The 24,697-nt window shown below is 73.5% G+C and carries 23 protein-coding genes; 6 read left to right on the top strand and 17 right to left on the bottom strand.

The annotated features are described in order from the left end of the window. Positions 1-28: 28 nt before the first annotated feature. Both HQQ78_RS06445 and HQQ78_RS06440 read left to right on the top strand, forming a co-directional pair. Positions 29-832, top strand: a complete 804-nt coding sequence (locus HQQ78_RS06445; RefSeq protein WP_123570674.1) for a sugar phosphate isomerase/epimerase — start codon at positions 29-31, stop codon at positions 830-832. Further along, complete coding sequence (locus HQQ78_RS06440; RefSeq protein ID WP_056046921.1) at positions 829-1,956, top strand: Gfo/Idh/MocA family protein; 1,128 nt, start codon at positions 829-831, stop codon at positions 1,954-1,956. Before HQQ78_RS06445 ends, HQQ78_RS06440 begins: the two co-directional genes overlap by 4 nt. Positions 1,957-2,185: 229 nt before the next feature. Here HQQ78_RS06440 and HQQ78_RS06435 read toward each other — a convergent pair whose 3' ends face one another. The 10 genes from HQQ78_RS06435 to HQQ78_RS06390 form a co-directional block, all read right to left on the bottom strand. Continuing rightward, positions 2,186-2,479, bottom strand: a complete 294-nt coding sequence (locus HQQ78_RS06435) for a hypothetical protein (RefSeq protein ID WP_173151669.1) — start codon at positions 2,477-2,479, stop codon at positions 2,186-2,188. 412 nt (positions 2,480-2,891) lie between these two features. Then, complete coding sequence (locus HQQ78_RS06430) at positions 2,892-3,617, bottom strand: SDR family NAD(P)-dependent oxidoreductase (RefSeq protein WP_371740377.1); 726 nt, start codon at positions 3,615-3,617, stop codon at positions 2,892-2,894. A gap of 3 nt (positions 3,618-3,620) precedes the next feature. Continuing rightward, complete coding sequence (locus HQQ78_RS06425; RefSeq protein ID WP_371740376.1) at positions 3,621-4,892, bottom strand: exo-alpha-sialidase; 1,272 nt, start codon at positions 4,890-4,892, stop codon at positions 3,621-3,623. After that, the gene (locus HQQ78_RS06420) at positions 4,889-5,689 is read right to left on the bottom strand and encodes an HpcH/HpaI aldolase/citrate lyase family protein (protein WP_173151667.1); all 801 of its coding nucleotides are present in this window, start codon (positions 5,687-5,689) and stop codon (positions 4,889-4,891) included. The genes HQQ78_RS06425 and HQQ78_RS06420 overlap by 4 nt, the downstream gene beginning before the upstream one ends. 95 nt (positions 5,690-5,784) lie before the next feature. Beyond that, entirely contained in the window at positions 5,785-6,825 is a 1,041-nt protein-coding gene (locus HQQ78_RS06415; protein WP_173151665.1) for an aldo/keto reductase, read from the bottom strand. Beyond that, the gene (locus HQQ78_RS06410; protein ID WP_173151663.1) at positions 6,822-7,652 is read right to left on the bottom strand and encodes a dipeptide/oligopeptide/nickel ABC transporter ATP-binding protein; all 831 of its coding nucleotides are present in this window, start codon (positions 7,650-7,652) and stop codon (positions 6,822-6,824) included. The genes HQQ78_RS06415 and HQQ78_RS06410 overlap by 4 nt, the downstream gene beginning before the upstream one ends. Further along, positions 7,645-8,529 (bottom strand): ABC transporter ATP-binding protein, encoded by an 885-nt coding sequence (locus tag HQQ78_RS06405; RefSeq protein ID WP_056046912.1) that lies wholly within the window; start codon positions 8,527-8,529, stop codon positions 7,645-7,647. The genes HQQ78_RS06410 and HQQ78_RS06405 overlap by 8 nt, the downstream gene beginning before the upstream one ends. Beyond that, on the bottom strand, positions 8,526-9,590 hold the full coding sequence (locus HQQ78_RS06400; RefSeq protein ID WP_173151661.1) for an ABC transporter permease: 1,065 nt from the start codon (positions 9,588-9,590) through the stop codon (positions 8,526-8,528). The genes HQQ78_RS06405 and HQQ78_RS06400 overlap by 4 nt, the downstream gene beginning before the upstream one ends. Further along, entirely contained in the window at positions 9,587-10,522 is a 936-nt protein-coding gene (locus HQQ78_RS06395; protein ID WP_043594466.1) for an ABC transporter permease, read from the bottom strand. The genes HQQ78_RS06400 and HQQ78_RS06395 overlap by 4 nt, the downstream gene beginning before the upstream one ends. Positions 10,523-10,524: 2 nt before the next feature. Continuing rightward, positions 10,525-12,186, bottom strand: coding sequence for an ABC transporter substrate-binding protein (locus HQQ78_RS06390; protein ID WP_371740375.1), 1,662 nt, complete (start codon positions 12,184-12,186; stop codon positions 10,525-10,527). A gap of 71 nt (positions 12,187-12,257) precedes the next feature. On the opposite strand from HQQ78_RS06390, the gene HQQ78_RS15815 reads away from it, so the two are divergent. The 3 genes from HQQ78_RS15815 to HQQ78_RS06375 are packed head-to-tail and all read left to right on the top strand — an operon-like array spanning position 12,258 to position 15,436. Continuing rightward, positions 12,258-13,571 carry a four-carbon acid sugar kinase family protein gene (locus HQQ78_RS15815; RefSeq protein WP_173151659.1) on the top strand — a complete coding sequence of 438 codons (1,314 nt, stop codon included), beginning with the start codon at positions 12,258-12,260 and terminating at the stop codon, positions 13,569-13,571. Further along, the gene (gene pdxA / locus HQQ78_RS15810; RefSeq protein WP_056046908.1) at positions 13,568-14,611 is read left to right on the top strand and encodes a 4-hydroxythreonine-4-phosphate dehydrogenase PdxA; all 1,044 of its coding nucleotides are present in this window, start codon (positions 13,568-13,570) and stop codon (positions 14,609-14,611) included. The genes HQQ78_RS15815 and pdxA overlap by 4 nt, the downstream gene beginning before the upstream one ends. A 48-nt stretch (positions 14,612-14,659) precedes the next feature. Continuing rightward, positions 14,660-15,436 carry a DeoR/GlpR family DNA-binding transcription regulator gene (locus HQQ78_RS06375; protein WP_056046906.1) on the top strand — a complete coding sequence of 259 codons (777 nt, stop codon included), beginning with the start codon at positions 14,660-14,662 and terminating at the stop codon, positions 15,434-15,436. Between the two features lie 201 nt (positions 15,437-15,637). Here the strand turns inward: HQQ78_RS06375 and HQQ78_RS06370 are convergent, their stop codons facing one another. From HQQ78_RS06370 to HQQ78_RS06360, 3 genes are all read right to left on the bottom strand, one after another. Next, positions 15,638-16,564 (bottom strand): MetQ/NlpA family ABC transporter substrate-binding protein, encoded by a 927-nt coding sequence (locus HQQ78_RS06370; protein ID WP_173151657.1) that lies wholly within the window; start codon positions 16,562-16,564, stop codon positions 15,638-15,640. 155 nt (positions 16,565-16,719) lie between these two features. Continuing rightward, entirely contained in the window at positions 16,720-17,526 is an 807-nt protein-coding gene (locus HQQ78_RS06365; protein ID WP_173151655.1) for a methionine ABC transporter permease, read from the bottom strand. Next, positions 17,523-18,560: a methionine ABC transporter ATP-binding protein gene (locus HQQ78_RS06360; RefSeq protein WP_173151653.1), complete on the bottom strand. Its 1,038-nt coding sequence runs from the start codon at positions 18,558-18,560 to the stop codon at positions 17,523-17,525. Before HQQ78_RS06360 ends, HQQ78_RS06365 begins: the two co-directional genes overlap by 4 nt. Before the next feature lie 241 nt (positions 18,561-18,801). On the opposite strand from HQQ78_RS06360, the gene HQQ78_RS06355 reads away from it, so the two are divergent. Further along, entirely contained in the window at positions 18,802-19,581 is a 780-nt protein-coding gene (locus HQQ78_RS06355; RefSeq protein ID WP_173151651.1) for an SDR family oxidoreductase, read from the top strand. Between the two features lie 175 nt (positions 19,582-19,756). Here HQQ78_RS06355 and HQQ78_RS06350 read toward each other — a convergent pair whose 3' ends face one another. The 4 genes from HQQ78_RS06350 to HQQ78_RS06335 all read right to left on the bottom strand — a co-directional run bounded on the left by HQQ78_RS06350 (position 19,757) and on the right by HQQ78_RS06335 (position 24,677). After that, positions 19,757-20,524: a gamma-glutamyl-gamma-aminobutyrate hydrolase family protein gene (locus HQQ78_RS06350; RefSeq protein WP_173151649.1), complete on the bottom strand. Its 768-nt coding sequence runs from the start codon at positions 20,522-20,524 to the stop codon at positions 19,757-19,759. A gap of 132 nt (positions 20,525-20,656) precedes the next feature. Further along, entirely contained in the window at positions 20,657-21,433 is a 777-nt protein-coding gene (locus tag HQQ78_RS06345) for a hypothetical protein (protein ID WP_173151647.1), read from the bottom strand. Positions 21,434-21,587: 154 nt separating this feature from the next. Then, positions 21,588-23,675, bottom strand: a complete 2,088-nt coding sequence (locus HQQ78_RS06340; RefSeq protein WP_173151645.1) for a fructose-specific PTS transporter subunit EIIC — start codon at positions 23,673-23,675, stop codon at positions 21,588-21,590. A gap of 33 nt (positions 23,676-23,708) precedes the next feature. Beyond that, complete coding sequence (locus HQQ78_RS06335) at positions 23,709-24,677, bottom strand: 1-phosphofructokinase family hexose kinase (RefSeq protein ID WP_159825498.1); 969 nt, start codon at positions 24,675-24,677, stop codon at positions 23,709-23,711. Positions 24,678-24,697 lie beyond the last annotated feature (20 nt).

Genomic DNA, 24,697 nt, shown 5'->3' with positions numbered 1-24,697 from the left:
AACCCCTCACGACAAAGGAGTCACTCCCATGACCTCGTCACCCTCCGTGCAGCTCTACACGGTCCGAGACGCCGTCTCGGCCGACCTGCAGGGCGCCGTCGCCCGCATCGCCGAGATCGGCTTCACCAAGGTCGAGCCCTACTCGTTCGTCGAGCGTGCCGACGAGTTCGAGAAGGCCTTCGCCGCCTCCGGCGTCACCGCGCCCTCGGGCCACGCCCCGGTCATCGACTCCGACGAGCCCGAGCGCGCCTTCGCCGCCGCCGCCCAGCTCGGCATCGGCACCGTGATCGACCCGTTCATCCCGAGCGACCGCTGGCAGACCGCCGACGACGCCGCGAAGATCGCCGACCGCGTCAACGAGCTGCAGGTGCTGGCCGCCGCGTCGGGCCTGAAGTTCGGCTACCACAACCACCAGTGGGAGTTCGCGAACAAGGTCGACGGCCGCCCCGTCTACGACTTCTTCCTCGAGCGACTGAACGACGACGTCGTCCTCGAGATCGACACCTTCTGGTCGACCGTCGGCGGCATGGACACCCCGGCGCTGCTGCGCTCGCTGGGTGACCGCGTGCAGTTCCTGCACGTCAAGGACGGCAAGATCTCCGGCGACATCGCGACCGCCCTGCCCAGCAGCGAGAGCGCCCTCGAGGTGCCCGACGCGCTGGCCGCCGCCTTCAAGAACCAGACCCCGGCCGGTCAGGGCGACGTGGACGTCGCCGCCGTCCTCGCCGCCGCGCCGCACGCGCTGCGCGTCGTCGAGTTCGACGACTACGCGAAGGACGTCTTCGACGGCGTCGCCGAGTCCTTCGCCTGGCTGCAGGAGAACGACAAGTGAGCGGCGTCGACACGACCGCCGGCCGCACGGGACGCGTGGGCGTCGGCGTCATCGGCGCGGGCGTCATCAGCGGCACCTACCTCGAGAACATGACGCAGTTCGCCGACCTCGAGGTGCTCTTCGTCGCCGACCTCGATCTCGACCGCGCCCAGGCGCAGGCCGAGGCGTACGGCGTCCCGGGTCACGGCACGGTCGACGAGCTGCTCGCGATCGACGAGATCGAGATCGTCGTCAACCTCACGATCCCGGCCGTGCACGCCGAGGTCGGCCGTCAGATCATCGCCGCCGGCAAGAACGTCTGGAGCGAGAAGCCCCTCGCGCTCGACCACGAGTCGGCCCGCGACCTGCTCGCCGCCGCCGAGGCGGCCGGCGTCCGCGTCGCGTGTGCCCCCGACACCGTGCTCGGCGCCGGCATCCAGACCGCCATGCGCGCCATCGCCCGGGGCGACATCGGTCAGCCCCTCACGGCGACCACGATGTTCCACGTGCCCGGGCCCGAGTCGTGGCACCCGAACCCCGACTTCCTGTTCGCGCTCGGGGCCGGTCCGCTCTTCGACATGGGGCCGTACTACGTGACGACCCTCGTGCACGCCTTCGGCTCGGCCAGCCGCGTCAGCGCGGTCTCGTCGAAGTCGTTCGACACCCGGACCATCGGCAGCGGTCCCCGGGCCGGCGAGACCTTCCCGGTCGAGGTGCCGACGCACCACGCGGCGCTCATCGAGTTCGCGGGCGGGCAGTCGGCCCAGTCGACGTTCTCGTTCCAGAACGCGCTGCCCCGCATGGGCTTCGTCGAGATCAGCGGCACCGAGGGCACCCTCGTGCTGCCCGACCCCAACACCTTCGAGGGCGACTCGAGCCTCTGGCGGTTCGGCCGGGACGAGCCCGAGACGCTCACCGCCGCGGGCTCGACCTACGGACGCGGTTCGGGCGTGCTCGACCTGGCGCGGGCCATCCGCGGTGGCGACGCCGAGCGTGCCAGCGGGGCCGTGGCCTCGCACGTTCTCGACGTCCTGCTGGCGATCTCGTCGGCCGCCGAGCAGGGTGCGCCGGTCTCCGTCGAGTCCGCCGTGCAGCAGCCGGTGCCGCTCGACGAGAGCTGGGACCCTTCCGCCGCGACGCTCTAGTCCGGAGTGCCGGGCTCGGGCCCGGTCGTCCCGGAGACACGACGTGCCGCTCACCTTCGGGGGTGAGCGGCACGTCGTGTCTCCTGGGCGAGGTGGGCGGACCGGGTAGGTCGTGACATCGCCCAGAGGAACGGGTCCGCCGCGCGGATTCAGGTCGCGCGGCGGGCCCGGGTCTGGTGGGGCGGCCCGTCCGGGTCGGTCGGGGAGGGGTGCCCCCGACCGGCACCGACTACGCGGTGCGGATCGAGCCGGTGGCGGTGTGGATCGAGCCGGTGGCGGTGTGGATCGAGCCCGTGGCCGTCCGGACGGACGCCGTGGCGGCCGAGAGGCGACGCCGTGCGCTGGCTGTGTAGCGACCGATCGACAGGTCGCGGCGTGCCGAGGTGCTCACGTACGAGCCGGGCGCGACGTCGGCGGCGAGCGAACCGACGTAGCTGCCGACCGTCGAGGCGGCGGTGCTGCTGACGTAGCGGCCGCCGAGCGGGGTGGCGGCGGTGCGGGCGGTCGTGGCGGTGGTGTTCACGGTGACTCCTCGGGGCTGGGCGGGTCGTGCTGGTCGGGGGCCCGCGATCGGGGGATCGAGCGGGCGGCCAGCGGAGGTGAGGAGGGCGGCGCCGAGGTGCTCGACGGTGGCCCTGGCCTCCGTCGGCGTTGACACCACCATACGCCTTCTTTTGAATGAATCAAAACAATTGGGGCCCCGATCGTCGCTTTCGGGACAGGCCGCACCACGCCCGCGTCGTCGAACCAGGCCCGCGGATGGTTCGACGACGCGATGGTGGTGCGTCCTCGCAGCCGCTGTGACCTCGACCCGCCGCGACCTCGACCCGCGACCTCGACCCGCGACCTCGACCCGCGACCTCGAGCCGCGACCTCGAGCCGCCGCGACCCCGACCCGCGACCTCGACCCGCCGCGACCTCGACCCGGTGCGACCTCAGAGCGAGGCGCCGCCGCACACGACGAGCGCCTGCCCGGTGATGCTCCGTCCGTGCGGCCCGAGCACGAACGCGACGAGGGCCGCCACGTCCACCGGGTCGACGAGCGCGCCCAGCGGTGGCACGACCGGAGCCGAGGAGGCGCGGGCCGGGTCGGCGAGCATCGGCGTGTCGGTGGGCCCCGGCGCCACGACGTTGGCGGTGACGCCGCGCGGCGCCAGTTCCGCCGCCCAGCTCCGGGCCAGTGCGACCTGGGCCGCCTTCGTCGCCGCGTACTGGCTCTTGCCCGCGACGCCGACGGCGGTGCGGCTGCCGATCAGCACGACGCGACCGCCGTCGGCCAGCCGGTCGACGAGTGCGTCGACGAGCGCGGCCGCGGCCCCGACGTGCACGGCGAACATGCCCTCGAGGGCGGCGGGGTCGAGCTGCCCGAGCGGGGCGGCCACCTGGTAGCCGGCCGCGTGGACGATCGCGTCGACCGACCCGACGTCGGCGACCGCTCGCGCGACGTCGGCGGTCACGGAGAGGTCGCAGCCGAGCCACGAGAACCCGTCGCCCAGGTCGACCGCGCGTCGGCTGAGACCGGTCACCCGCCACCCGTCGGCCAGCAGGAACTCAGCGATCGCCCGCCCGATGCCCGAGCTGCAGCCCGTCACCACGGCGTGCCGGTCGGTGCCGGCACCGTCACCCGCCCGCTCGGTGACGGGCGTCCCGTCGTCCGACACGGCTCAGCCCTCGACGTCGGGTCCGGGCAGATCGGCGGCCGACAGGCGCACGTGACGGATCGCCCGGCGGTGCCAGGTGTACGCCACGTGCACGGCGCCGTCGCCGGTCTGCGTGATGCTCGGGTACGACAGCTCGCGGTTCAGCCCGTCGCGGGAGTTGTTCGAGAGGCACCACCCGTCGCCGTCCTCGAGGTCGACGCGGTGCGGCCAGCTGCGCCCGCCGTCCGTCGACACCGCCAGCGACATCGGAGCCCGGGGCGTGCCCCAGAACGCCGTCCGGCCCCCCTCCGCGGGCGACCCGGCCCGCGCCTCCTGGTCGAGGTCTGCGCCCGCGCCGGGCAGCACGGCCTGCTCGACGATGCCGGATTCGTCGATCTCGTCGTAGAGCCCGAGGCGGCGCGGGGTGGTGGCGTCGGCGCGGCGGTGGTTGTAGACGATCGCGAGGCGCCCGTCGGCGAGCGGAACCCACTGCACCGAGGAGTTGTTGTTGGGCAGCTCGGTCGGCACCGGTGCCGACCAGTGGAGTCCGCCGTCGGTCGAGCGCGACTCGTGCACGGCGTCGGCCCAGCGGCTGCGGAAGAGCGCGAGCAGCGATCCGTCGGGCAGCTCGTGCACGTTCATGTGCACGGCTCCCGTGCTCCCCGGGACGGCGACCTCACCCCACGTGGAGCCGCCGTCCCGGGAGATCATGACCGAGCTCGTGTCGTGGTCGCCCACCCACGCCTTCCCCGGGGTCGTCACGCAGCGGAAGACCGGCACGAGCAGGTCGCCTGCGCGGGTGACGACCGGCGGCTGCCGGACGAAGACGCCACCCGTCTCGTCGGCCGCGAAGAGGGTCGTGGGCTCGGCCCAGGTGGCCCCGCCGTCGGTGGAGATCCGGCGGCGCACCTCGGCCGAGTCCTGGTTCCCGGCCCGTTGCGCCGTGTAGAGCAACCAGACGTCGCCCGAGGGGGCCGTGAAGAGCACCGGGTTCTGTTCGGAGCGTGCGGGGTCGTCGCTGAGGCGCACCGGTTCGGACCACACCTCGCCGTCGAGGACCGAGCACCAGACGTGGATGTCCGAGACGCCCTCCTGCGTGCCGCCGAACCAGACGCAGGCCAGGCGCCCGTCGGGCAGCTCGGCGAGGTTGGCCGCGTGCGACTGCACCGTGGCCGTCGGCAGGTACGCCCAGGCGCGACCGGCCGCGTCGGGCCGCAGTCGTCCGTCGTCGCCCACGTCGTCCGCGACCGCGTCGTCGGCGCCCGCGTCGTCCGCGACCGCGTCCTGCCTGCTCACGCCGCGCCTCCGGCGGTCGCGTCGGGGTCGTCCGTCGCGGTGGCACGCTGCAGGTGGTCGCGGGCGGCGGCCTCGAGGTGGTTGAGGTCGCCGGCGACCGTGGCGAACGTGTACCCCGAGGCGAGCCGCTGTCGGGCGACGTCGCCGTGCGGCGTGTGGATGCCCGCGGCGATGCCCGCGGCCTCGGCCGCGGCCGCGACGCGGACGAGGGCGGCGTCGAAGGCCTCCTCCACGGCCGGGTCGCCCGGGTAGGCCCCGCCGACCGCGATGCACAGGTCGCTCGGCCCGACGTAGAGGCCGTCGAGTCCCGGCGTCGCGGCGATCGCCTCGACGTTCGCGAGCCCGTCGGGCGTCTCGATCATGGCGAGCACGATCGTCGTGTCGTTCGCGTCCGCCGGCACGGGGCCGATGCGCAGGCTCGACCGCATGGGGCCGTACGAGCGGCGGCCGTGGGGCGGGTACTTCGCGCTGCGCACGGCGGAGGCGGCGTCCTCGGCCGTGTCGACGAGCGGCACGATGACGCCGGCCGCCCCGGCGTCGAGGGCCTTGCCGATCGGCGTGATGTCGTTCGCCTCGACCCGCACGAGCCCGGCCGAGGTCTGCCCCGCGTCGATGGCGAGCAGGCCGGTCATCATGCCCTGGTAGCCGAAGAGGCCGTGCTGCGCGTCGAGGCAGACGTAGTCGTAGCCGAGCCGAGCGATGCGCTCGGTCGCCGGCGGGGCGTCGAGGGTGATCCAGTAGCCGACCGCCCTCTCGCGGCGGCGGATCGTACGGGCGAAGTCGCTGGCGGTGCTCATGGTGCTCTCTCTCGTGCGGGGCGTGCGGTCGGTGCGGTGCGGTGCGGTGCGGTTCGGGGGCGTGCGGCGCGGTGCGGAGGGCCGGGAGGCGCGGCTCAGCGCGCGTACGGAGGCATCGGCCCCCGCAGCTGACGCCCGACCTCGTCGCAGGCCGCCACCACCTCGTCGGGCAGCGGCCCGGCGGCGACGGCGGCGACGTTGGCCGTCAGCTGTTCGGGCCGGGAGCCGCCGAGCAGCACCGACCCGACCTCGGGTCGGTACGCCACCCAGCGCAGGGCGAGCTCGACGAGCGTCACGCCGGCCTCGGCGGCGACGCCCGACAGGCGGTCGATCGCGGCGAACAGGTCGGCGTCCCAGTAGCGCTTCGTGTACATCTCGGCGAGGGCCGAGTCGCCGAAGCGCCCGTCGGCCGGCGTCTCGTCGAAGCGGTGCCGACCGGTCAGGAGGCCGCCGCCGAGCGGGTTGTAGACCATCGTCTCGAGCCCGTGGACGCTCGCGAACTCGAGGTACTCGTCGTCGAGGCGGCGGGCCACGAGGTTGCACAGCTGCTGGGCGACGACCGGCTGGGGTGCGCCCACGGCGTCGGCGATGCGCTCGACGTCGCCGATCTGCCAGGCGGCGTAGTTCGAGACGCCGAGCGAGAGCACCTTGCCCTCGGCGACCAGGGCGGCGACGGTCGAGAGGGTCTCGTCGAGCGGGGTCGCCCGGTCGGGCTGGTGCAGGTAGAACAGGTCCAGACGGTCGGTGCCGAGGCGGCGCAGGCTCGCCTCGACGCTCGCGCGGAGGGCCACGGCCGAGAGCGGCGGCAGTCCGCCCGCGTCGGCGTGCGGCATGCCCGCCTTCGAGGCGAGCACGACCTCGTCGCGCCGCCCGGCGAGCAGGCGGCCGAGCATCGTCTCGGTCGTGCCGCCGACGTAGGCGTTGGCCGTGTCGATCCAGGTGACGCCCGCGTCGCGCGCGGTGTCGAGCATGCGGGCGGCGGTGGCCTCGTCGACGGTGTCGCCGAAGGTCATCGTGCCGAGCACGAGCCGAGGAGGCGCGGGGCGCGTGGCCGCCTCGGCCACCGTGTCCGCGGCGTCGAGCGCGGTGGGGTCGACCGGGGTGGTCGCGGTCCGGGCGGTGTCGGTCCGGGTCATGCGGTGGCTCCCAACGAGAGGCTGCGGACGACGTGGCGCGGCTTGACGCCGGTCATCGTCGCGGGGTCGAGGGCGGCCCGGCGCAGCCGCCGCGTGTAGTCCTCGGCAGGCGACGTGAGGACCTGCGCCGTGGCGCCCTGCTCGACGACGGCGCCCTGCTTCATGACGAGGACGCTCTCGCTGATCTGCTGCACGACGCCGAGGTTGTGCGAGATGACGACGTAGGTGATGCCGGTGTCGACCTGGATCTCGCGCAGCAGGTCGAGAACCTGCGCCTGCACCGACACGTCGAGCGCGCTCGTCGCCTCGTCGCAGATCAGCAGGTCGGGGCTCGAGGCGAGCGCCCGGGCGATGCCGATGCGTTGGCGCTGGCCGCCGGAGAACTCGTGCGGGCGACGGTCGAGCGCCGTCGACGGCAGGCCGACGCGGTCGATCAGGCGCGCCGCCTCGGTGGCCCGGTCCTGGGCCGACCGCACGCCCTTCAGTCGGAGCGGCTCGGCGACGATGTCGCGGGCGCTCAGGTGCGGGTCGAGCGAGCCGTACGGGTCCTGGAAGACCATCTGGAAGCGGTGCCTCAGGGGCCGCAACCGCGCCTCCGACAGGGTCGCCAGGTCGGTGCCGTCGAGCACGATGCGCCCGCTGGTCGGCTGCAGCAACCGCATGACCGCCTTGGCGATCGTCGACTTGCCGCAGCCCGACTCGCCCACGATGGCGAAGGTGCTGCCGCGGCGCACCGAGAACGACACGTGGTCGACGGCGCGGTGGGCACTCGAGCCGCTGCCGTAGTCGACGACCAGGTCGTCGACCTCGAGGATGATGTCAGACACGGGTGGCCTCCGGTCGGTCGGTGCTGGTCGTGGCGGGCGTGGACGGCGTCTCGTCCCAGGCGCCCAGGGTGGGCACCGCGGCGAGCAGCCCCTGCGTGTAGGGCTCGGCGGGGTGCTCGACGATCTGCCGCACGTCGCCGGACTCGACGAACACGCCGGCCTTCATGACGTGGATGCGGTCGGACACGAGCCGGGCGACGCCGAGGTCGTGGGTGATCATCAGCAGGCCGATGCCGCGCTGCTCCTGCAGCTCGAGCAACAGGTCGAGGATGCCGGCCTGCACCGTGACGTCGAGGGCGCTGGTGGGCTCGTCGGCCACGATCAGCTGCGGCTCGCAGGCCAACGCGATGGCGATCAGCACGCGTTGCAGCATGCCACCCGAGAGTTGGTGCGGGAACTTCCCCAGCTGGGCCGCCGGGTCGGGGATGTGCACCTGCTCGAGGAGGCGCACGGCCCGGGCGGTGACGGCGGCCCGACCGCTGGCGGCCCCGGCGATGCGGATGGCCTCGCCGAGCTGCGAGCCGATCGACCGCACCGGGCTGAGCGCCGTCATGGGGTCCTGGGGGATCAGGGCGACGGCCCGACCGCGCACCTTGCGCACGGCCGAGGCCGAGGCGAGCACGTCGAGTCCGGTGATGCGCACGTGGCCCGAGACGACGGCGAGGTCGGCGGGCAGCAGCTGCAGCACGCCCATGGCGGTGGTCGACTTGCCCGACCCCGACTCGCCGATGATCGTGACGGTCTCGCCCCGGGCGATGTGGAACGAGACGCCGTCGACGGCGCGCACGATCCCGTTCGTCGTCATCAGCTCGATCTGCAGGTCACGCACCTCGAGGAGCAGGTCGGGGTCGACGGTGTCGTCGGTCACGGAGGTCATGCGATCGTTCCCTTCTGCGGGGCCGGGGCCGGGGCCGGGGCCGGGGCCGGGGTCGATGCCGAGGCCGGGGTCGAGGCCGGGGTCGACGGGCGCAGCCCGACGAACCGACGGAGGCGCGAGGCCGTCGACCGGCGCGGCCGGTCCCGCAGGGCGTCGCCCAGCAGGTTGACCCCGACGACGAGCAGCACGATGAACAGACCCGGGATCGTCACCATCCACCAGGCGGTCGTGACGTAGTCCTGGCCGTCCGAGATGATGCGGCCCCAGGTCGCGAACGGTCGCTGCGGGCCGGCCCCGAGGAAGCTCAGGGCGCTCTCGAGCAGCACGGCCTGCGCGAGCAGCAGCAGCACGACGAGCGTCGCCTGCTTGATGACGTTCGGGACGACGTGGCGCAGCAGGATCGTGAAGCGGTTCAGGCCGAGCGTGCGGGCCGACGAGACGTACGGCTTCTCGCGTTCGACGAGCACGAGCGACCGGGTCAGGCGGGCCACCTCCGGCCATTGCGCGATCGCGATGACGAAGGTGATCACCGGGATCGACGGGCCGAAGAGGGCGACGACGAGCAGCAGCATCATCAGCAACGGCAGCGACATCTGGGCCTCGAGCAGGCGGCTGATCAGCGTGTCGGCCCAGCGCCCGTAGAACCCGGCGATCGAGCCGAGGACGACGCCGATGGCGCCCGAGACGATGACCGCCAGCACGCCGATCGCGAGCGAGACCTGACCGCCGTGCAGCACCCGCGAGAGCAGGTCGCGACCGAGCTGGTCGGTGCCGAACAGGTGGCCGGCGGTGAACGGAGGCGCGAGGCGGTTGCCGAGGTCCTGGCCGTTCGCGTCGGGCAGCGGGAGGGCCTGGGCCAGCACGATCGGGATGATCACCACGAGGGCGCAGATCGCGCCGACCCAGAGCTTCACCCGTGCGGCGGAGGTCCGCCGGGCCGCCTCGGACCTCTTCAGCAGGCGAGGCGTGACCGCGGTGCGTCGCGCCTCCTCGGGGGTGCGACCGGCCGCGCCGGCGGTCGACGTGCCGGACGGCTGTCCGGTGGTCTCGGTGCGGGTCATGCGGCACTCGCCTTTCCGAGCCGCACGCGCGGATCGAGCAGGGGGTAGGCGAGGTCGATCAGCAGCTGGACGCCGACGGCGAGCAGCGACGTGACCAGCACGGTCGCCTGGATGAGGGGGTAGTCGCGGGTCTCGAGCGCCCGCACGATGAGCGACCCGACGCCGGGCCAGGCGAACACGACCTCGACCACGACGACGCCGTTGAGCATCGCCGCGAAGCGAGTGCCGAGGGCCGTGAAGACGGGGATCGCCGAGTTGCCCATGGCGTAGCGCCAGGTCAGGGCCCGCTCCGAGACGCCGCGCGACCGGGCCACGGTCAGGTAGGGCGCCGAGAAGTTGGTCGCCATCTCGCGGCGCACGAGCCGGGAGATCAGGGCCACCTGCAGGATGGCGATCGTCACCGTCGGCAGCACGAGGCCGCCCCAGGTGGCGAAGCCCGAGGCCGGGAAGATCGGGATCACGACGGCGAAGGCGCTGAGCAGCAGGATGCCGGTCCAGAAGTCGGGCATCGACTGACCCGCGATGGCGACGACGTTGACGCCGGTCTCGCTGCGGGTGTCGGTGCGACGGGCCATCCAGACGCCGAGCGGGATCGACACGACCGCCGCCAACAGGATCGCCGCGAACGACAGGGTCAGCGTGTACGGCAGCCGTTCGAGCACGACCTGCACGGCCGGTGCCTGGAACGAGTACGAGGTGCCCAGGTTGCCCGTGAACAACTGCTGGAGGAACACGCCGTACTGCTGCAGCAGCGGGTCGTCCAGGCCGAACTGCTCGCGCACGGCGGCGAGTTGCTCGTTGGTCGCGAGCGGCCCGGCGTAGGCCACGGCCGGGTCGCCGGGGGCGAGGCGGATCAGCACGAAGACCGTCGACACCGTGAGGAACACGGTGAGCAGGCCCTGGCCGAGGCGCTTGAGGATGTAGGTCGCCATGGTCAGGCCCCCAGTCGGACGTCGGCGAGCGGATACGTGTTGGACGACGCGAGGGCGAGGCGCTCGACCCGCTCGCGACGGGCGAGCACCGACTTGGGCACGAAGGCCCAGGCGCAGGGCCAGGTGTCCCAGGCCGCCTGCTGCGCCTCGGCGAGCCGCTGCTGGCGCAGGGTCGCGTCCGGCTCGGTCGACGCCCGGGCGATCGCCTCGGCCACGTCGGGCTGCACGTAGCCCTGGTACGTGTCGCGGGTCCGTTCCTTCTCGGCGGTGCCCGCGTACATGCCCTGCAGGATGGTCAGCGCGAGGCCGGTGGGGGCCGAGAAGCCGTTGCCGAGCAGGTCCCAGTCGCCGGCCTTGCCCTGGCGCCACTGGAGGATGTCACCGCCGGGCTCGAACTGCTGGAGCGTGGTCCGCACGCCGATCGCGCCGAACATCTCGACGAGCGCCTCCATGATGAAGGTGTCGCCGGCGAACTCGCCGGTCTCCCAGATGATGCGCAACGTGAGGTCGCTCGCCCCGAGCTCGGCGAGCGTGCGGCGGGCGAGGTCGGGGTCGTAGGTGTACTCGCCGGTCTTCGCGTAGCCGAGGAGGCTCGGCGGGACGACGCCGTCGGCCTGCGTGACCGAGTCGGTCAGCACGTCGCGCACGAGCGCCCGGCCGTCGATCGCGTGGCTCAGCGCCTCGCGCACCCGGGCGTCGGCCAGCGGGTGCCCCTCGGGCTTGCGGAAGTTGTAGAAGATCTGGTTGATGCGCAGGCTCGAGGCCTCGTCGAGGACGATGCCGGGCAGGCCCTGCAACTGGGTCGCCGAGTCGGGCGTGATCGAGTCGATCACGTCGACCTCGCCGCTGCGCAGGGCGATCACGCGGCTGGACTCCTCGGGCAGGAACCGCACCTCGACCCGGTCGACGCCCGGCGCCTCGCCCCAGTACTGCTCGTTGCGGCTCAGGCTGTAGGTGCCGGCGCCGCGGTTGAACCGGGTGACGACGAACGGGCCGCTGCCCACGCCGTCCTGCAGCTCTTCCGGCTTGTTCGCCGCGGCCGGGGTGATCAGGATGTTGCTCATCAACGCGTCGAGCACCGGGATCGGCTGCGACGAGTCGAGCGTGAAGGTGCGCTCGTCGATCGCGGTCACGGTCGGGAACTCGGGGAAGAAGCTGGCGACGAACGAGCCCTGCACCTGCTCGTACATCTGCAACGCGGTGGCGACGTCGGCGACCGTGACGGGCGTCCCGTCCGAGTAGCGCACGCCCTCGCGCAGTCGGACCGTCCACTGCGTGTCGCTCGTCGGCTCGAAGCTCTCGGCGAGCACGAGCTCGGGCGTGATGTCGGGGCCGATCTGCGTGAGGGCCTGGCGCACCGCTCGCTGCACCGTGACGGCCGCGTCGAACTGGTTCAGCTTGTTGTCGAGGCTGACCAGCGAGCGGTTGAGGGCCAGGGTCAGCGTGCCGGGTCCGGGCAACCCGGTCGGTCCGGCGCAGCCGGCGAGGCTGGTGGCGGTCACGAAGAGGCCGGCCGCGGCACCCCAGCGGAGCAGGGTGCGGCGAGACATCTCGTGGTCCGCGAACGGAACGGTCATCATCGACCTCTCGATCCAGGGGTTCGACGAGGTCGACGGCGCCCGGTCCCGCAGCGCTGCGACGCCCTCGTCCGGGCTGGATGACACTGTGCCACCGCTGCGCGTTTCGCGCAAGACCGGTGGCGCATAACGCGCAATCGTGTCAGGATGGCGGCATCATGAGCCCGATCACCGTCATCGCCGACGACCTCTCCGGCGCCGCCGAGACCGCCGAGCAGTTCCGGCTGCGCGGTCACGAGACCGTGGTCTCGCTCGGCGTGCCGGCGGGTCCCGCCGCGGCGGTCACGGTCGTCGACGTCGGCACCCGCTCCGGCACCGCCGAGGAGGCGCGGGTCGCGATCGACACGCTGCCCCTGACGGCCGGCGCGCTCGTGCTCAAGAAGACCGACTCCCTGTGGCGCGGCCACGTCGGGCCCGAGCTCGAGGCCCTGGCCGCCCGCGGGTACGACCTCGTCGTGGCCGGCGCGCTGCCCGCCCTCGGGCGCACCGTCGTCCACGGGCGGCCCCTGGTGGACGGGCGACCCCTCGCCGAGACACCGTTCTGGCATCTCGAACCGCACGGCGCCCCCTCGACACTGGCCGAACTCGTCGACCGGCCGACGGTGCTCGTCGGCCTCGACGTGGTGCGGTCGGGGCCGGACGCGTCCGCGGCGCACCTCGACGCCGCCCTCGCCGGGGGAGCGATGCTCCTGGTCGACGCCGAGACCGACGACGACCTCGCCGCCGTGGTCGACGCCGTCCTCCGGCTGGTCGCCGCTCCCGGAGTCCGTCGGCCGGTCGCCCTCGCGGGCAGTGCGGCGCTCGCCGCCGCCCTGGCCGACGCGGTCGCTCCGGAATCGAGCCCGGAGGCTGGTTTTCACGCGTCGGACGAGGCCGGGGTCCGCGACGAGGCCGGGCCCCGCGACGGGGCCGGGCCCGAGCGGCCCGTCCTCGTCGTGGTCGGTTCGGCCGCCGAGGTGGCCCGGGGCCACGCCGACGCGCTCGCCGCGACCGGTGCGGACGTGCACGTGCTCGACCCGGCGGACGACGCGGGCCCCGTCGTCGAGGCGACCCGCGCCTCCTTGTCCCGGTCGTCCGTCGCCGTGCTGACGGTCACCGCCCGGCGCCTGCCCGACCCGCTCGTCGGATCGGCGGCCCTCGCCGAGGTCGTCGCCCGGATCGACGCCGACGTCGAGCTCGACCTCGTGCTGACCGGTGGCGAGACCGCCCGCGCGGTGCTCGACCGGCTCACGACGACCACCCTGCGGCCGCTCACCCAACTCGAGCACGGCGCCGTCCTCAGCCTCGCGGGCGACGGGCGGGCGGCCGCGGGCGACGACCGGCTCGTCGCCACCAAGCCCGGCAGCTTCGGCGGCCCGACCGTGCTCGCCGACCTCGTCGACCTGGTGCGCCGCACGCGCGCCGGCGCCGACCCCCACGACCTCACCGCGTCGGCAGCGTCCGGCGCCCCCACGAAACGGAGAACCCCATGACCACGACGACCCCCGACACGCGGCCGTTCATCGCCGTCACCATGGGCGACGGCGCCGGCGTCGGACCCGAGGTCACCGTCGGCGCACTGCTCGACGAGGCCGCCTACCGCGACGCGCGACCGGTCGTCGTCGGGGACGCCCACCGCCTGCGGCTCGGCGCCGCCGCGCTCGGGGTCGACGCCGAGATCGTCGAGGTCGACGGGCCCGCCGACGCCGTCTTCACCCCCGGACGCATCAACGTCGTCGACCCGCACCTGCTCTCGGCCGACCTGCCCTGGGGCGCCGTCTCGGCCGAGGCCGGCCACGCGGCGTACGAGTACATCCGCATCGCGTGCGAGCTCGGCATGGCCGGTCTCGTGCAGGGCATCTGCACCGCACCGCTGAACAAGGCGGCGCTGCACGAGGCCGGTCACGTGTTCCCCGGCCACACCGAGCTGCTGGCGCACTTCATGGGCGTCGGCGAGGTGTCGATGATGCTCTCGACGCCCAAGATCAAGGTGATCCACGTGACGACCCACATCGGGTTGATCGACGCCATCGCGAAGATCGAGCCCGGCCTCGTCGAGCGCACCGTGCGCCGCGGCTGGGAGGCGTTGCGCCGGGCCGGCGTCGACGACCCCAGGATCGGCGTCTGCGCGATCAACCCGCACGCCGGCGAGAACGGGCTCTTCGGCTACGGCGAGGAGGCCGAGAAGATCACCCCGGCCCTCGAGGTGCTCCAGGCCGACGGCATCCGCGCCGTCGGGCCGCTGCCGGCCGACACCGCGTTCTTCCTCGGCGGCCGCGGCGACTACGACCTCATCGTGGCGATGTACCACGACCAGGGCCACGGCCCGGTGAAGGTGCTCGGCATCGAGGCGGGGGTCAACATCACCGTCGGACTGCCCGTGATCCGCACCTCGGTCGACCACGGCACCGCGTTCGACATCGCCGGCACCGGCGTCGTGGCCGTCGGTAGCATGATCGAGGCGTTGCGCCAGGCGGTCGAGATGTCGCCCAGCCCGGCCGACGCCGCCCGGGTCGGTGCGTCGTCGGCGTGACGCCGCCCGCCCCACCGATCAGGACGGCCATCGCATGAGCACCACCGCATGAGCACCACGGCACGCGAGCGACGCCGCGACATCGTCGACCTGGCCCACACCACCGGCCTGGCGAGCGTCGACGAGCTGAGTCGTCGCTTCGAGGTGACCCCGTCGACCATCCGCCGCGACCTCGCCGAGCTCACCCGGCGGGGCGAGATCGCCCGCACCTACGGCGGGGCCATGCCGCTCGGTGCCCCCGGTGCCGAGCCGACCTTCCGTCAGCGCAACCTCGAGGCCGGGGTGGCCAAGGCCGAGATCGCGCGGCACGCCCGCACGCTGGTCCACGACGGCGAGACGCTGCTGTTCGACGCCGGTTCGTCGGTCGCGGCCCTCGCCCGGGAGGCGCGCTCGGGTCTCGTCGCGACCGTCGCCACCACCTCGATCGCCGTGATCCAACAGCTCGCCGACTCGGACGGCATCCACCTCGAGTGCCTCGGCGGCACGCTGCGACCTGCCAGCCAGGGCTTCGTCGGGCCGCTCGCCGAGGCCGCGCTCGAGCGCCTGACCTTCGACCGGGTGTTCCTCGGCGCCGACGGCGTGCTCGCCTCGGGCCACGTGGTCGAGGCCGACCTCGTGCAGACCCGGCTCAAAGAGCTGATGTGCCGGCAGTCCGAACGCGTCTACGTGCTGGCCGACGGGTCGAAGCTCGGTCGCGCGACGTTCCACGCCCGCGCGGCGCTGCCCGAGGGCTGGACGCTCGTGACCGACGCCACCGCCACGACCGAGGCGCTGGCCGAGTTCGCAGCCGCCGGCGTCGACGTGGTCGTCGCGCCCGCCGGCTGAGCCGCTGGCCCGCGCGGCGGTGCGCTGGCCTGCACGCCCGGCCCGCCCGCGCGCCCGTGTCGCACCGCCGGATGAACGTCGCACCGCCCGTTTCGGCGGTGCGACGTCCATTCGGCGGTGCGATCTCCACACGGACTCGGGTCGCAGGCCTCGGAGGTCGTGCTCGCCTGATCCGCGGTGCGACCGACACCGCGGTGCGACCTACTCCGCGTCGAGCGGCAGCAGGATGCCCTTCACGCGAGGGTCGGTCGCGAGGAACTCCTGCACGGCCGGGTCCTGGAAGGCGGCGACGAGCTTCTTCACGGCGTCCTCGTCGGCGTAGTCGCTGCCGATGGTGAGCTGGCCGGCGAACTCGTCCGGTGCGGCGGGGGCGAAGATCTGCTGCTCGATCGGCACGCCGGCGGCGAGGTAGTACTCGGTGTAGCCGACGGCTGCGTCGAGGTCGGGCAGGGCCCGCGACTGTGCGGCGAAGTCGAGCAGGGTGAACTGCAGGTCCTTCGGGTTCGAGGCGATGTCGTCCTGGGTGGCGTGTGCCTTGTCGACGCCGTCCTTCAGCGTGATGAGGCCGGCGCGCTCGAGCACCCAGAGCCCCTGGGCCTCGTTGGCCGGGTCGGAGTACAGCGACACCGTGGCGCCGTCGGGCAGCTGGCCGGGATCGGTGTACGTCGACGACCAGAGGCCGAAGCCCCAGCGGAACACCGGCGTCGCCGCTTCCTCCCGGAAGTCCGGGTTCGAGGCGAGCACCTGGTCCAGCCACAGTTCGTGCTGGTACACCGTGCCGGCGATCTCGCCCTCGCTGACGGCCCGGTTGATCGTGTTGCTGTCGCTCAGGCCCGTGAAGGCGACGGTGATGCCGTACTTCGGGGCGACCTCGTCGGCGACGAACTGCACGAGGGCCTGCTCGGACGCGTTGCCCTCGGCGGTGGCGACGGTCAGCGTCGCCCCGGCCTCGGCGACGGCCGGCCCGGCGGGCGCGGTCAGGGGCACGACGATCGCGGCGGCGACGGCGACGACCGCCACCGCGCCTCCGGCGATCCAGGGCCAGCGGCGACGACGCCTCAGCTCGAAGCCGTGGTCGTCCGTCACGGACGCGGTGCCGGGTGCGGGGGTGGGGGTGTTCTCGGGCATGGCTGTCCTTCGGGAGGGGGCAGGCGGCGCCTGCGGGCGGGGGAGGCGCGGTGCGGGACCGCAGGGGGGAACGAGGAGGCGCGGTGCGGGACCGCAGAGGGGGACGAGGAGCCGCGGTGCGGGACCGCAGGGGGAACGAGGAGGCGCGGTGCGGTTCAGACCGCGGCGGCCACCGGGGGCAGGTCGGTCGCGTGGCGTCGCCACCAGCGGCGCCGGCGGACCGGCTCGGGGCTCGTGGCCCGCACGGCGAGGTCGCCGAGCTGTTGGACGGCCGCGACCGTCGCGACGAGCAACACGATCGTGACGATCATCACGGTGTGGTCGAAGCGCTGGTAGCCGTAGGTGACGGCGACGTAGCCGATGCCGCCGGCGCCGATGGTGCCGGCGATGGCGGAGTACTCGATCATCGCGATCGTGTTGATCGTGAGGCCCCCGATCAGGCCGGGCAGCGCCTCGGACAGCTGTGCGGTGCGGACGATCTGCAGGCGGGACGCCCCGCTCGCGGTCGCCACGCGCACCCGATCGCTGGGGACGCTCCGCAGGGAGTTCTCGACGATGCGGGTGAAGAAGGCGATGCCGGCGATCGACATCGGCACCACCGCGGCCGCGATGCCGATGTTGGTGCCGGTCACGAACCGGGTGAACGGGACGATCGACGCCATGAGGATCAAGAACGGCAGCGAGCGTCCGATGCTGATGACGGCACTGAGCACCGTGTGCACCGGCGCGTTCGGCACGAGGCCCGCGGGGCCGAGGTTGTGCACCAGGGCCCCGAGCGGCACCCCGACCAGCACGACGATCGCCATCACGATGCCGACCATCACGAACGTGTCGCCGAGCGCCGGGAGCACCAGGGCGGGGATCTGCGCCCACGGCACCGAGTTGTCGTACGCGGTCGACGGGCTCGTGCCCGACGCGAGGGCGGTCGTCGCGATCGGCGCGACCGTGCTGACGACGCTCATCGGACGAGCTCCTGTTCTGGCGTGGGTGTCGGCGTGGGCGTGGGCGCCGGGGACGGGTCGAGGGAGCGGGCGGTGAGCCCGAGTGCGGCGGCGACCCCGGGCAGGCGCGAGGCGACCGCCTCGGGGACGGCGACGGTCGCGTGCCCGACGGTCGCGCCTCCCAGGGTCTCGATCGAGGCTCCGAGCAGCGACACGGGCGACCCCAGGGTCGATCCGAGCGTGGTCGGCCAGTCGGTCGGGACGTCGGCCGAGACGTAGTCGAGCCGCCAGGTGCGGGAGCCGTCGGGGGCACCGGCCGCCGGTCGGGTCGGTCGCAGCGCCGCACCGAGCGCCGACGCGGGGTCGCGCAGCAGGTCGAGCACGCGACCCCGTTCGACGATGCGTCCGTGGTCGAGGCGGGCGACGGTGTCGGCGATCTGCAGCACGGTGTCCATCTCGTGGGTGACGAACAGGATCGACAGGCCGAGGTCGTCACGCAACTCGCGCAGCAGGTCGACGATCGAGGTGGTCGAGGCGGGGTCGAGGCCCGACGTCGCCTCGTCCGAGAGCAGCACGGTCGGCCGCAGGGCGAGGGCCCGGGCGATGCCGACGCGCTGGCGTTGGCCGCCCGAGAGCTCGTGCGGCCGGGCGTCGGCACGGTGGCCGAGCCCCACTCGGTCGAGCAGCTCGGCGACTCGACGCCTCGTCTCGGCCTTCGTCACGCCGAGGTACTCGAGCGGCAGGGCCACGTTCTGTGCGGCGGTCCGACGGCCGAAGAGCCCGTCCGACTGGAACACCGTGCCGATCCGACGGCGGGCGACCCTCAGGTCGCGCTCGCCGAGCCGGGTCAGGTCGTCGCCGTTGACGACGACCGAGCCCGAGGTCGGTCGTTCGAGCAGCGTCACGCACTGGGCCAAGGTGCTCTTGCCGGCGCCGCTCGGGCCGACGACCGCGGCGATCTCGCCGGTGTCGACCCGGAAGTCGACGCGGTCGAGGACGGTCGTGCGGTGCGATCCGGTCTCGTAGACCTTCGTCAGCTGCTCGAGGCTGATCATGGGGGCTCCAGGGTGTCGGCTGAGGTGGTGGGTTCGGGGTGTCGCCGAGCATAAGGAGGCGCGGGTCGCGTTCGCGAGGACGTGTCACGTCATGCGTCGCCGCGTGACGCCGTGTGTCGCGGGGCCCGGCCGCGGGGCCCGGTCGCACCACGCTCGCGTGGTCGAACCAGCCCCCCGGGTGGTTCGACGACGCGAGCGTGGTGCGACCTCCTCCGACGGCGGGCGCGGCAGGATGGGCGACATGCCCGCACCCACCACGTCCCTGCCCACCGCACTCGTCACCGGCGCCTCCGGCGGCATCGGCGCGGAGTTCGCCCGGCGGCTCGCCCCCGACCACGACGTGGTGATCGTGGCGCGCAGCGGCGACCGTCTCGAGCAGGTGAGGGCCGAGCTCGTGGCGACCCGCGCCTCCGGGTCGTTCACGGCCGTGGTCGCCGACCTGTCGACGCCCGACGGGGTCGAGACCGTGCTGGCCGCCGTCGGCGACCGCGCGATCGACGTGCTGGTGAACAACGCCGGCGTCGGCTCCCACGGGGCGTTCGTCGAGTCCGACCCCGCCGCCGTCCAGACGCAGGTGCACCTCAACTGCTCGCAGGTGGTCGCGCTGACGCGCGCGCTGCTGCCGGGCATGGTCGAACGACGCCGCGGAACGGTGGTCAACGTCGCCTCGACCGCGGCCTTCCAGCCGATCCCGACGATGGCGGTCTACGGGGCGACCAAGTCGTTCGTGCTCTCGTTCAGCGAGGCGGTGCACGCCGAGGTGCGGGGGTCGGGCGTCACCGTCACGGCCCTCTGCCCGGGGGCGACCGAGACCGGCTTCTTCGCCGCGACCGGGAGCGACTTCCTCACGAGCGGCCGCCAGACGCCCGAGCAGGTCGTCACCGCGGCGCTGCGGGCCGTGCGTCGTCGCCGTGCCGTCGTGGTCAGCGGGCTCGGCAACGCGATCGGTGCCCAGGCGCACCGGTTCCTGCCCCGGCGGCTCGTGACCGCGGCTTCGGCCCTGATCGTGCGCGAGCGCTAGGAGCCGGGCCGGGCCACCGGGCCGAGCCACCGGGCCGGACCACCGGGTCCGGCCCCGGCCCAGCCCCGGGTTCGGCCACCGCGGTCGAGCAACGCACCGCACTAGACGTCGCACCGCCCTCTGGACGTCACACCGCCCACATCGGCGGTGCGACGCTCAGTCGGCGGTGCGACGCTCAGTCGGCGGTGCGACGCGACCGGTCGCCGACTCGACCGAGGGCGGCGTCGCGCGCGGCGACGAGCAGGTCGGTCAGCACCGTGCCGGTGGCCCCGCGGTCTTCGGGGTGCCACTGGACGCACCACACCGGAGCCGTGTCGTGCTCGACGGCCTCGACCGTGCCGTCGTCGGCCCAGGCCACCGCGCGCAGCCCCTCGCCCAGGCGTCCCACCGCCTGGTGGTGCGAGCTGCGCACGACCAGCGACGTCGTGCCGAGCATGGAGGCGAGGGTGCTGTCGTCGGCGAGGCGGACCGGGTGGTCGACCATGCTGTCCGAGACGTCGTCCGGGTTCACGTGGCCGGGGTGCTCGAGGTGCTGCACGAGGTCGCCGCCGAGGGCGACGTCGACCACCTGCATGCCGCGACAGATGCCGACCAGCGGCAGCCGTGCCTCCACGGACCCGCGCACCACCTCGATCTGCACCCGGTCGGCGTCGGCGAAGGTCTGACCCCGCCCCGGGTGGTCGAGGGGACCGCCGTAGTGGCTCGGGTCGACGTCCTCGCCACCGGTGACGAGCACCGCGTCCGCCTCGGCGAGGGCGGCGCGCACGTCGCCGAGCCGGTTGGCCGGCACCCGGCGCACCGTGAACCCGATCTGCTCGGCGGCGGCGACCACCGAGGTGGACAGGTCGTCGAGCTCGCGCTCGAACGCGGGGTCGTCGCGGGCCTCGTCGGTGACGTCGAGGAGCAACAGGTTCAGGAGGCGCGGTGCGGGCGAGTCGCTCATCGCGCCATCCTGGCAGCCCCGGCCGCACCGCACCGCACCGCTTCGCACCGCGTTTCGTGCACGGCACCGCGACGAGACGCGGTGCCGTGCACGAAACGCGGTGCGAAGGGCCGAGAGCCGAAGGCCCCCCGGCTAGTCGGTGCCGTCGATCCCGCCCAGCCGTTCGAGCACGCCCGTGAGGATCGTGCCGGCCGCGTCGGGCAGCACGTGGTGGTTCATGTAGATCGCCTCGAGCCAGGGCAGCACCTCGTCGCGGCCCCAGCCCACGGCCTCCCAGTCGACGCCGGGCAGGGCCTTCGTCCGGGGCTGGTCGGTCCGGGGGTCGAGCCAGGCCTCGGCGATCGGCACGCCCTCGGACGCGCCCTGGGGCGTCCAGGTCAGCGCGATCGGGTGGTCGTCGCCCTCGATGTGGTCGTGTTCGACGGCACCCGAGCCGAGCCAGGGCAGGGTCAGCAGCTCGCCCTCGATGTCGACCTCGACCAGGTCGAGCTTGCGCGGTTCCTCGACCTCGAGGACGTAGAGGTCGAAGCCGGCGTCGTGCCAGGCTGCCGCCTCGTCGACCTCGTCGAGCAGGTCGGGCATGCGGCGGTGCAGGTCGACGATCAGCCGGGTCGACCACTCGACGAGCACCCGCGTGTCGGCGACGCCGAAGGGGCTGAGGTCGCTGTCGTCGCCGTTCGCGAGGTGGAAGTGGTGCTCGACGTCGCCCGAGGGCGTGGTCTCGAGGTGCACCTGCCCGGTCTCGTAGCCGACGTACAGGGCGGTGATCAGGTCGTCGTCGTCGTACTCGGCGTAGAGGTTCGGCTTGCCGAGCGCGGTCGGCAGCGGCGTCTGCGCGGCCGGGCGCTGGCCCAGGTCGAAGACGGCACGGAAATGGGTGGTGGGGAGCCTCAGGCTCATGTCGGTCACGGCGTGGGGTCCAATCGGTTGCTCACGCCAGGGTAGAGGACGCGGCCGCCCGTCCGCGGCCCGTCCACAGCCGAGGAGGCGCGCTCCAGGACTTCCCGGAACGCGCCTCCTCGTGTGGTCGCCTCGACGGCGTCGGTGCGGGGCGGTGTCGCTGCTACGCGGCGACGGGGCTGCGCTGGCCGACGACCGAACCGGCCTCGGCGGCCTCGGCCGACGCGTCGGCCCCGGCGGCCGCACCCCGGCGGACGAACTTCTTCAGCAGGACGAGCACGAACGCGCTCACGACGGTGCCGGCGACGATCGCCAACGCCCACATGCCCAGGTTGCCGATCGCGAAGAACACGAAGATGCCACCGTGGGGGGCCTGCGACGTGACGCCGGCGGCCATCGAGATGGCTCCGGTCACCGCGCCTCCGACCATGCTGGCGGGGATCACGCGCAGCGGGTCGGCCGCGGCGAAGGGGATCGCGCCCTCGGAGATGAACGAGGCGCCCAGCAGCCAGGCGGCCGTGCCGTTGGAGCGCTCGACCTGCGAGAAGCCCTTTCGGTAGAGGACGGTCGACGCGAGGGCCATGGCCAGCGGCGGCACCATGCCGGCACCCATCACGGCGGCCATGATCATCAGCGGAGCGGGGTTGTCGCTGATGGAGCCCGCCGACAGGCCGGCGACGGCGAACGAGTAGGCGACCTTGTTGACCGGGCCGCCGAGGTCGATGCACATCATGAGGCCGAGGATGACGCCGAGGACGATCGCCCCGGTGCCGCTGAGGCCGTTGAGGAAGTCGGTCAGGGCGACGGTCAGGGCGGCGATCGGGCCGCCGAGCACGAGCACGAGCAGGCCCGAGGCGAAGATCGACGCGAGCAGCGGGATGATCACGACGGGCATCAGGCCGCGCAGCCAGCGGGGCACGTCGGGCTTGCCGATCCAGTAGGCGGCGAAGCCGGCGAGCAGACCACCGACGAGACCGCCGATGAAGCCGGCCCCCATGAAGACCGCGACGGCACCGGCGACGAAACCGGGGGCGATGCCGGGTCGATCGGCGATGGCGTAGGCGATGTAACCGGCCAGGGCGGCGACGAGGAAGCCCATCGACAGGTTGCCGATCTGGAACGCGGCGGCACCGAGGAAGTAGATCAGGCCCTCGGGCGGCAGGTTCACGAGCGAGTAGTCGGTCAGCACGGTCGCGGCGTTGCCGGCGATCTCGTAACCCGAGAGCAGGAAGCCCAGGGCGAGCAGCAGGCCGCCACCGGCGACGAACGGGATCATGTACGAGACGCCGGTCAGCAACCAGCGCTTGAGCGACGAGCCGAAGCCCTGCTTCTCGGTGGCGGAACCCGCGGCGGCACCGGCGGCACCGGCCGTGCCGCCCACGCGGGCGGCGTTCGGGTCCTTGGCGGCGGCCAGCGCCTCCTTCACCATGGCGTCGGGAGCGTCGACGCCGCGCTTGACCGGTCCGCGGACGACGGGCTTGCCGGCGAAGCGGCCCTGGTCGCGCACGTCGACGTCGACGGCGAAGATCACGGCGTCGGCCTCGGCGATGACGGCCGGGTCGAGGGGAGTGACCGTGCCCGAGCCCTGCGGCTCGATCTGCAGGTCGGCGCCGAGGCGCTTCGCCGCGGCGACGAGGGCGTCGGCGGCCATGAAGGTGTGGGCGATGCCGGTGGGGCAGGCGGTGACGCCGACCAGCTTCGGGCGCCGCGCGCCGTCGCCCGTGGCGTCGGCCGCGGACGAGGAGGCGCTGGTCGCCCCGGCCGCGGAGGCGGCGGTGGCGCCGCGCGTCTCGGCGACCTCGCCGCTGACCTCGTCGTCGACGAGCTGCACGATGTCGGCGGGCGTCTTCGCGGCGCGGAGGGCGGCGGTGAAGTCGTCGCGGATGAGGGCGCGGGCGAGGGTCGAGAGGACCGTCATGTGGTCGCCGTCGGCGCCCTCGGGCACCGCGATCATGAAGACGATGTCGGCGTCGCCGTCGGGGGCACCGAAGCCGACCGTGCGCGCGAGCCGGGAGAAGGCGAGGGTGGGCTCGGTGACCGAGGCCGACCGCGCGTGGGGGATCGCGATGCCGCCGGGGACGCCGGTGCCGACCGAGGCTTCACGCTTGATGGCGTCGTCGGCGAGCGAATCGGCCGAGCCGGCGCGGCCCGAGGCCGCGACGCGCGCGGCCAGGGCGCGGATGACGTCGGTCGACGTGCCGCCCAGGTCTTCGTCGAGACCGACGAGGTCGGTGCTGATGAGGGATGACATGCTGTTCTGCTCCTTGGGGTTGGGCGACGCTGCTCAGAGGTGCCCGACGGCCGCGGGGGCCACCGGGACGACGTCGATGTCGTCAGGGAAGGTCTGGTCGAGGCGGGGGACGATGCTGCCGGGCAGGGCCGCGGCGGCGGCTCCGGACGCGACGGCCTGGGCGAGGCGGGCCGGGGCGGGGGCCCCGGCGGTCTCGGCGAGCAGGTAGCCCGACAGCGACGAGTCGCCGGCGCCCACCGTGCTCAGGGCGGTGATGACGGGGGCGGCGGCGAACCACGAGCCCTCGTCGTCGATCAACAAGGCGCCCGCGCTGCCGAGGGTGAGCAGCACGGTCTCGACGCCCAGCTCGCGCAGGCGTCGGGCCCCGGCGACGGCCGAGGCCGGGTCGGCCTCGTACGCCTCGGGGTCGCCGCCGACGATCTCGGCGAGCTCGTCGGCGTTGGGCTTGACGAGGTCGATGCCGACGCCCGACGCGATCAGGGCCGCGAACGGCTCGCCCGACGAGTCGACCGCAATGCGCGGGGCGGCGTCACCGCAGGAGGCGCGCACGGCCCGGACGACGTCGGCCAGCCAGGTCGTCGGCAGGCCGGGCGGCAGCGAGCCGGCGAGCACCAGCCACGAGGCGAGGGCCGCGTGTTCGACGACGAGGGCCGTGAGTTCGTCCACGTGGGAGCCGAGGTCGGGGCCGAGCTCGTTGATCTTGGTGGTCGTGCCGTCGGGTTCGGTCAGGGTGACGTTGGCCCGGAGGCGCTGACCGATCGGCAGGTTGACGGTGGGCACGCCTCGCTCGCGCAGGGCGACGAGGACCGGGTCGTCGAGGGCGCCGGGCAGCAGGGCCACCGTCTCGGCACCCGACGCCGCCAGGGCCCGGGACACGTTGACGCCCTTGCCGCCGGGCTCGTCGGTCGTGCTGACCGAGCGCTGGACCGCCCCGCGCTGCAGGGTGCCCGGCAGCTCGATCGTGCGGTCGAGCGAGGGGTTCGCGGTGACGGTGAGGATCATGCGGGTGCCTCCTGGCTGCG

Source organism: Frigoribacterium sp. VKM Ac-2859 (genome assembly GCF_013204925.1).
In the GTDB taxonomy this organism is placed as follows: Bacteria; Actinomycetota; Actinomycetes; order Actinomycetales; family Microbacteriaceae; genus Frigoribacterium.
Note: the sequence above shows the minus strand (reverse complement) of the source record. Positions and strands in the feature narration are given on the sequence as shown.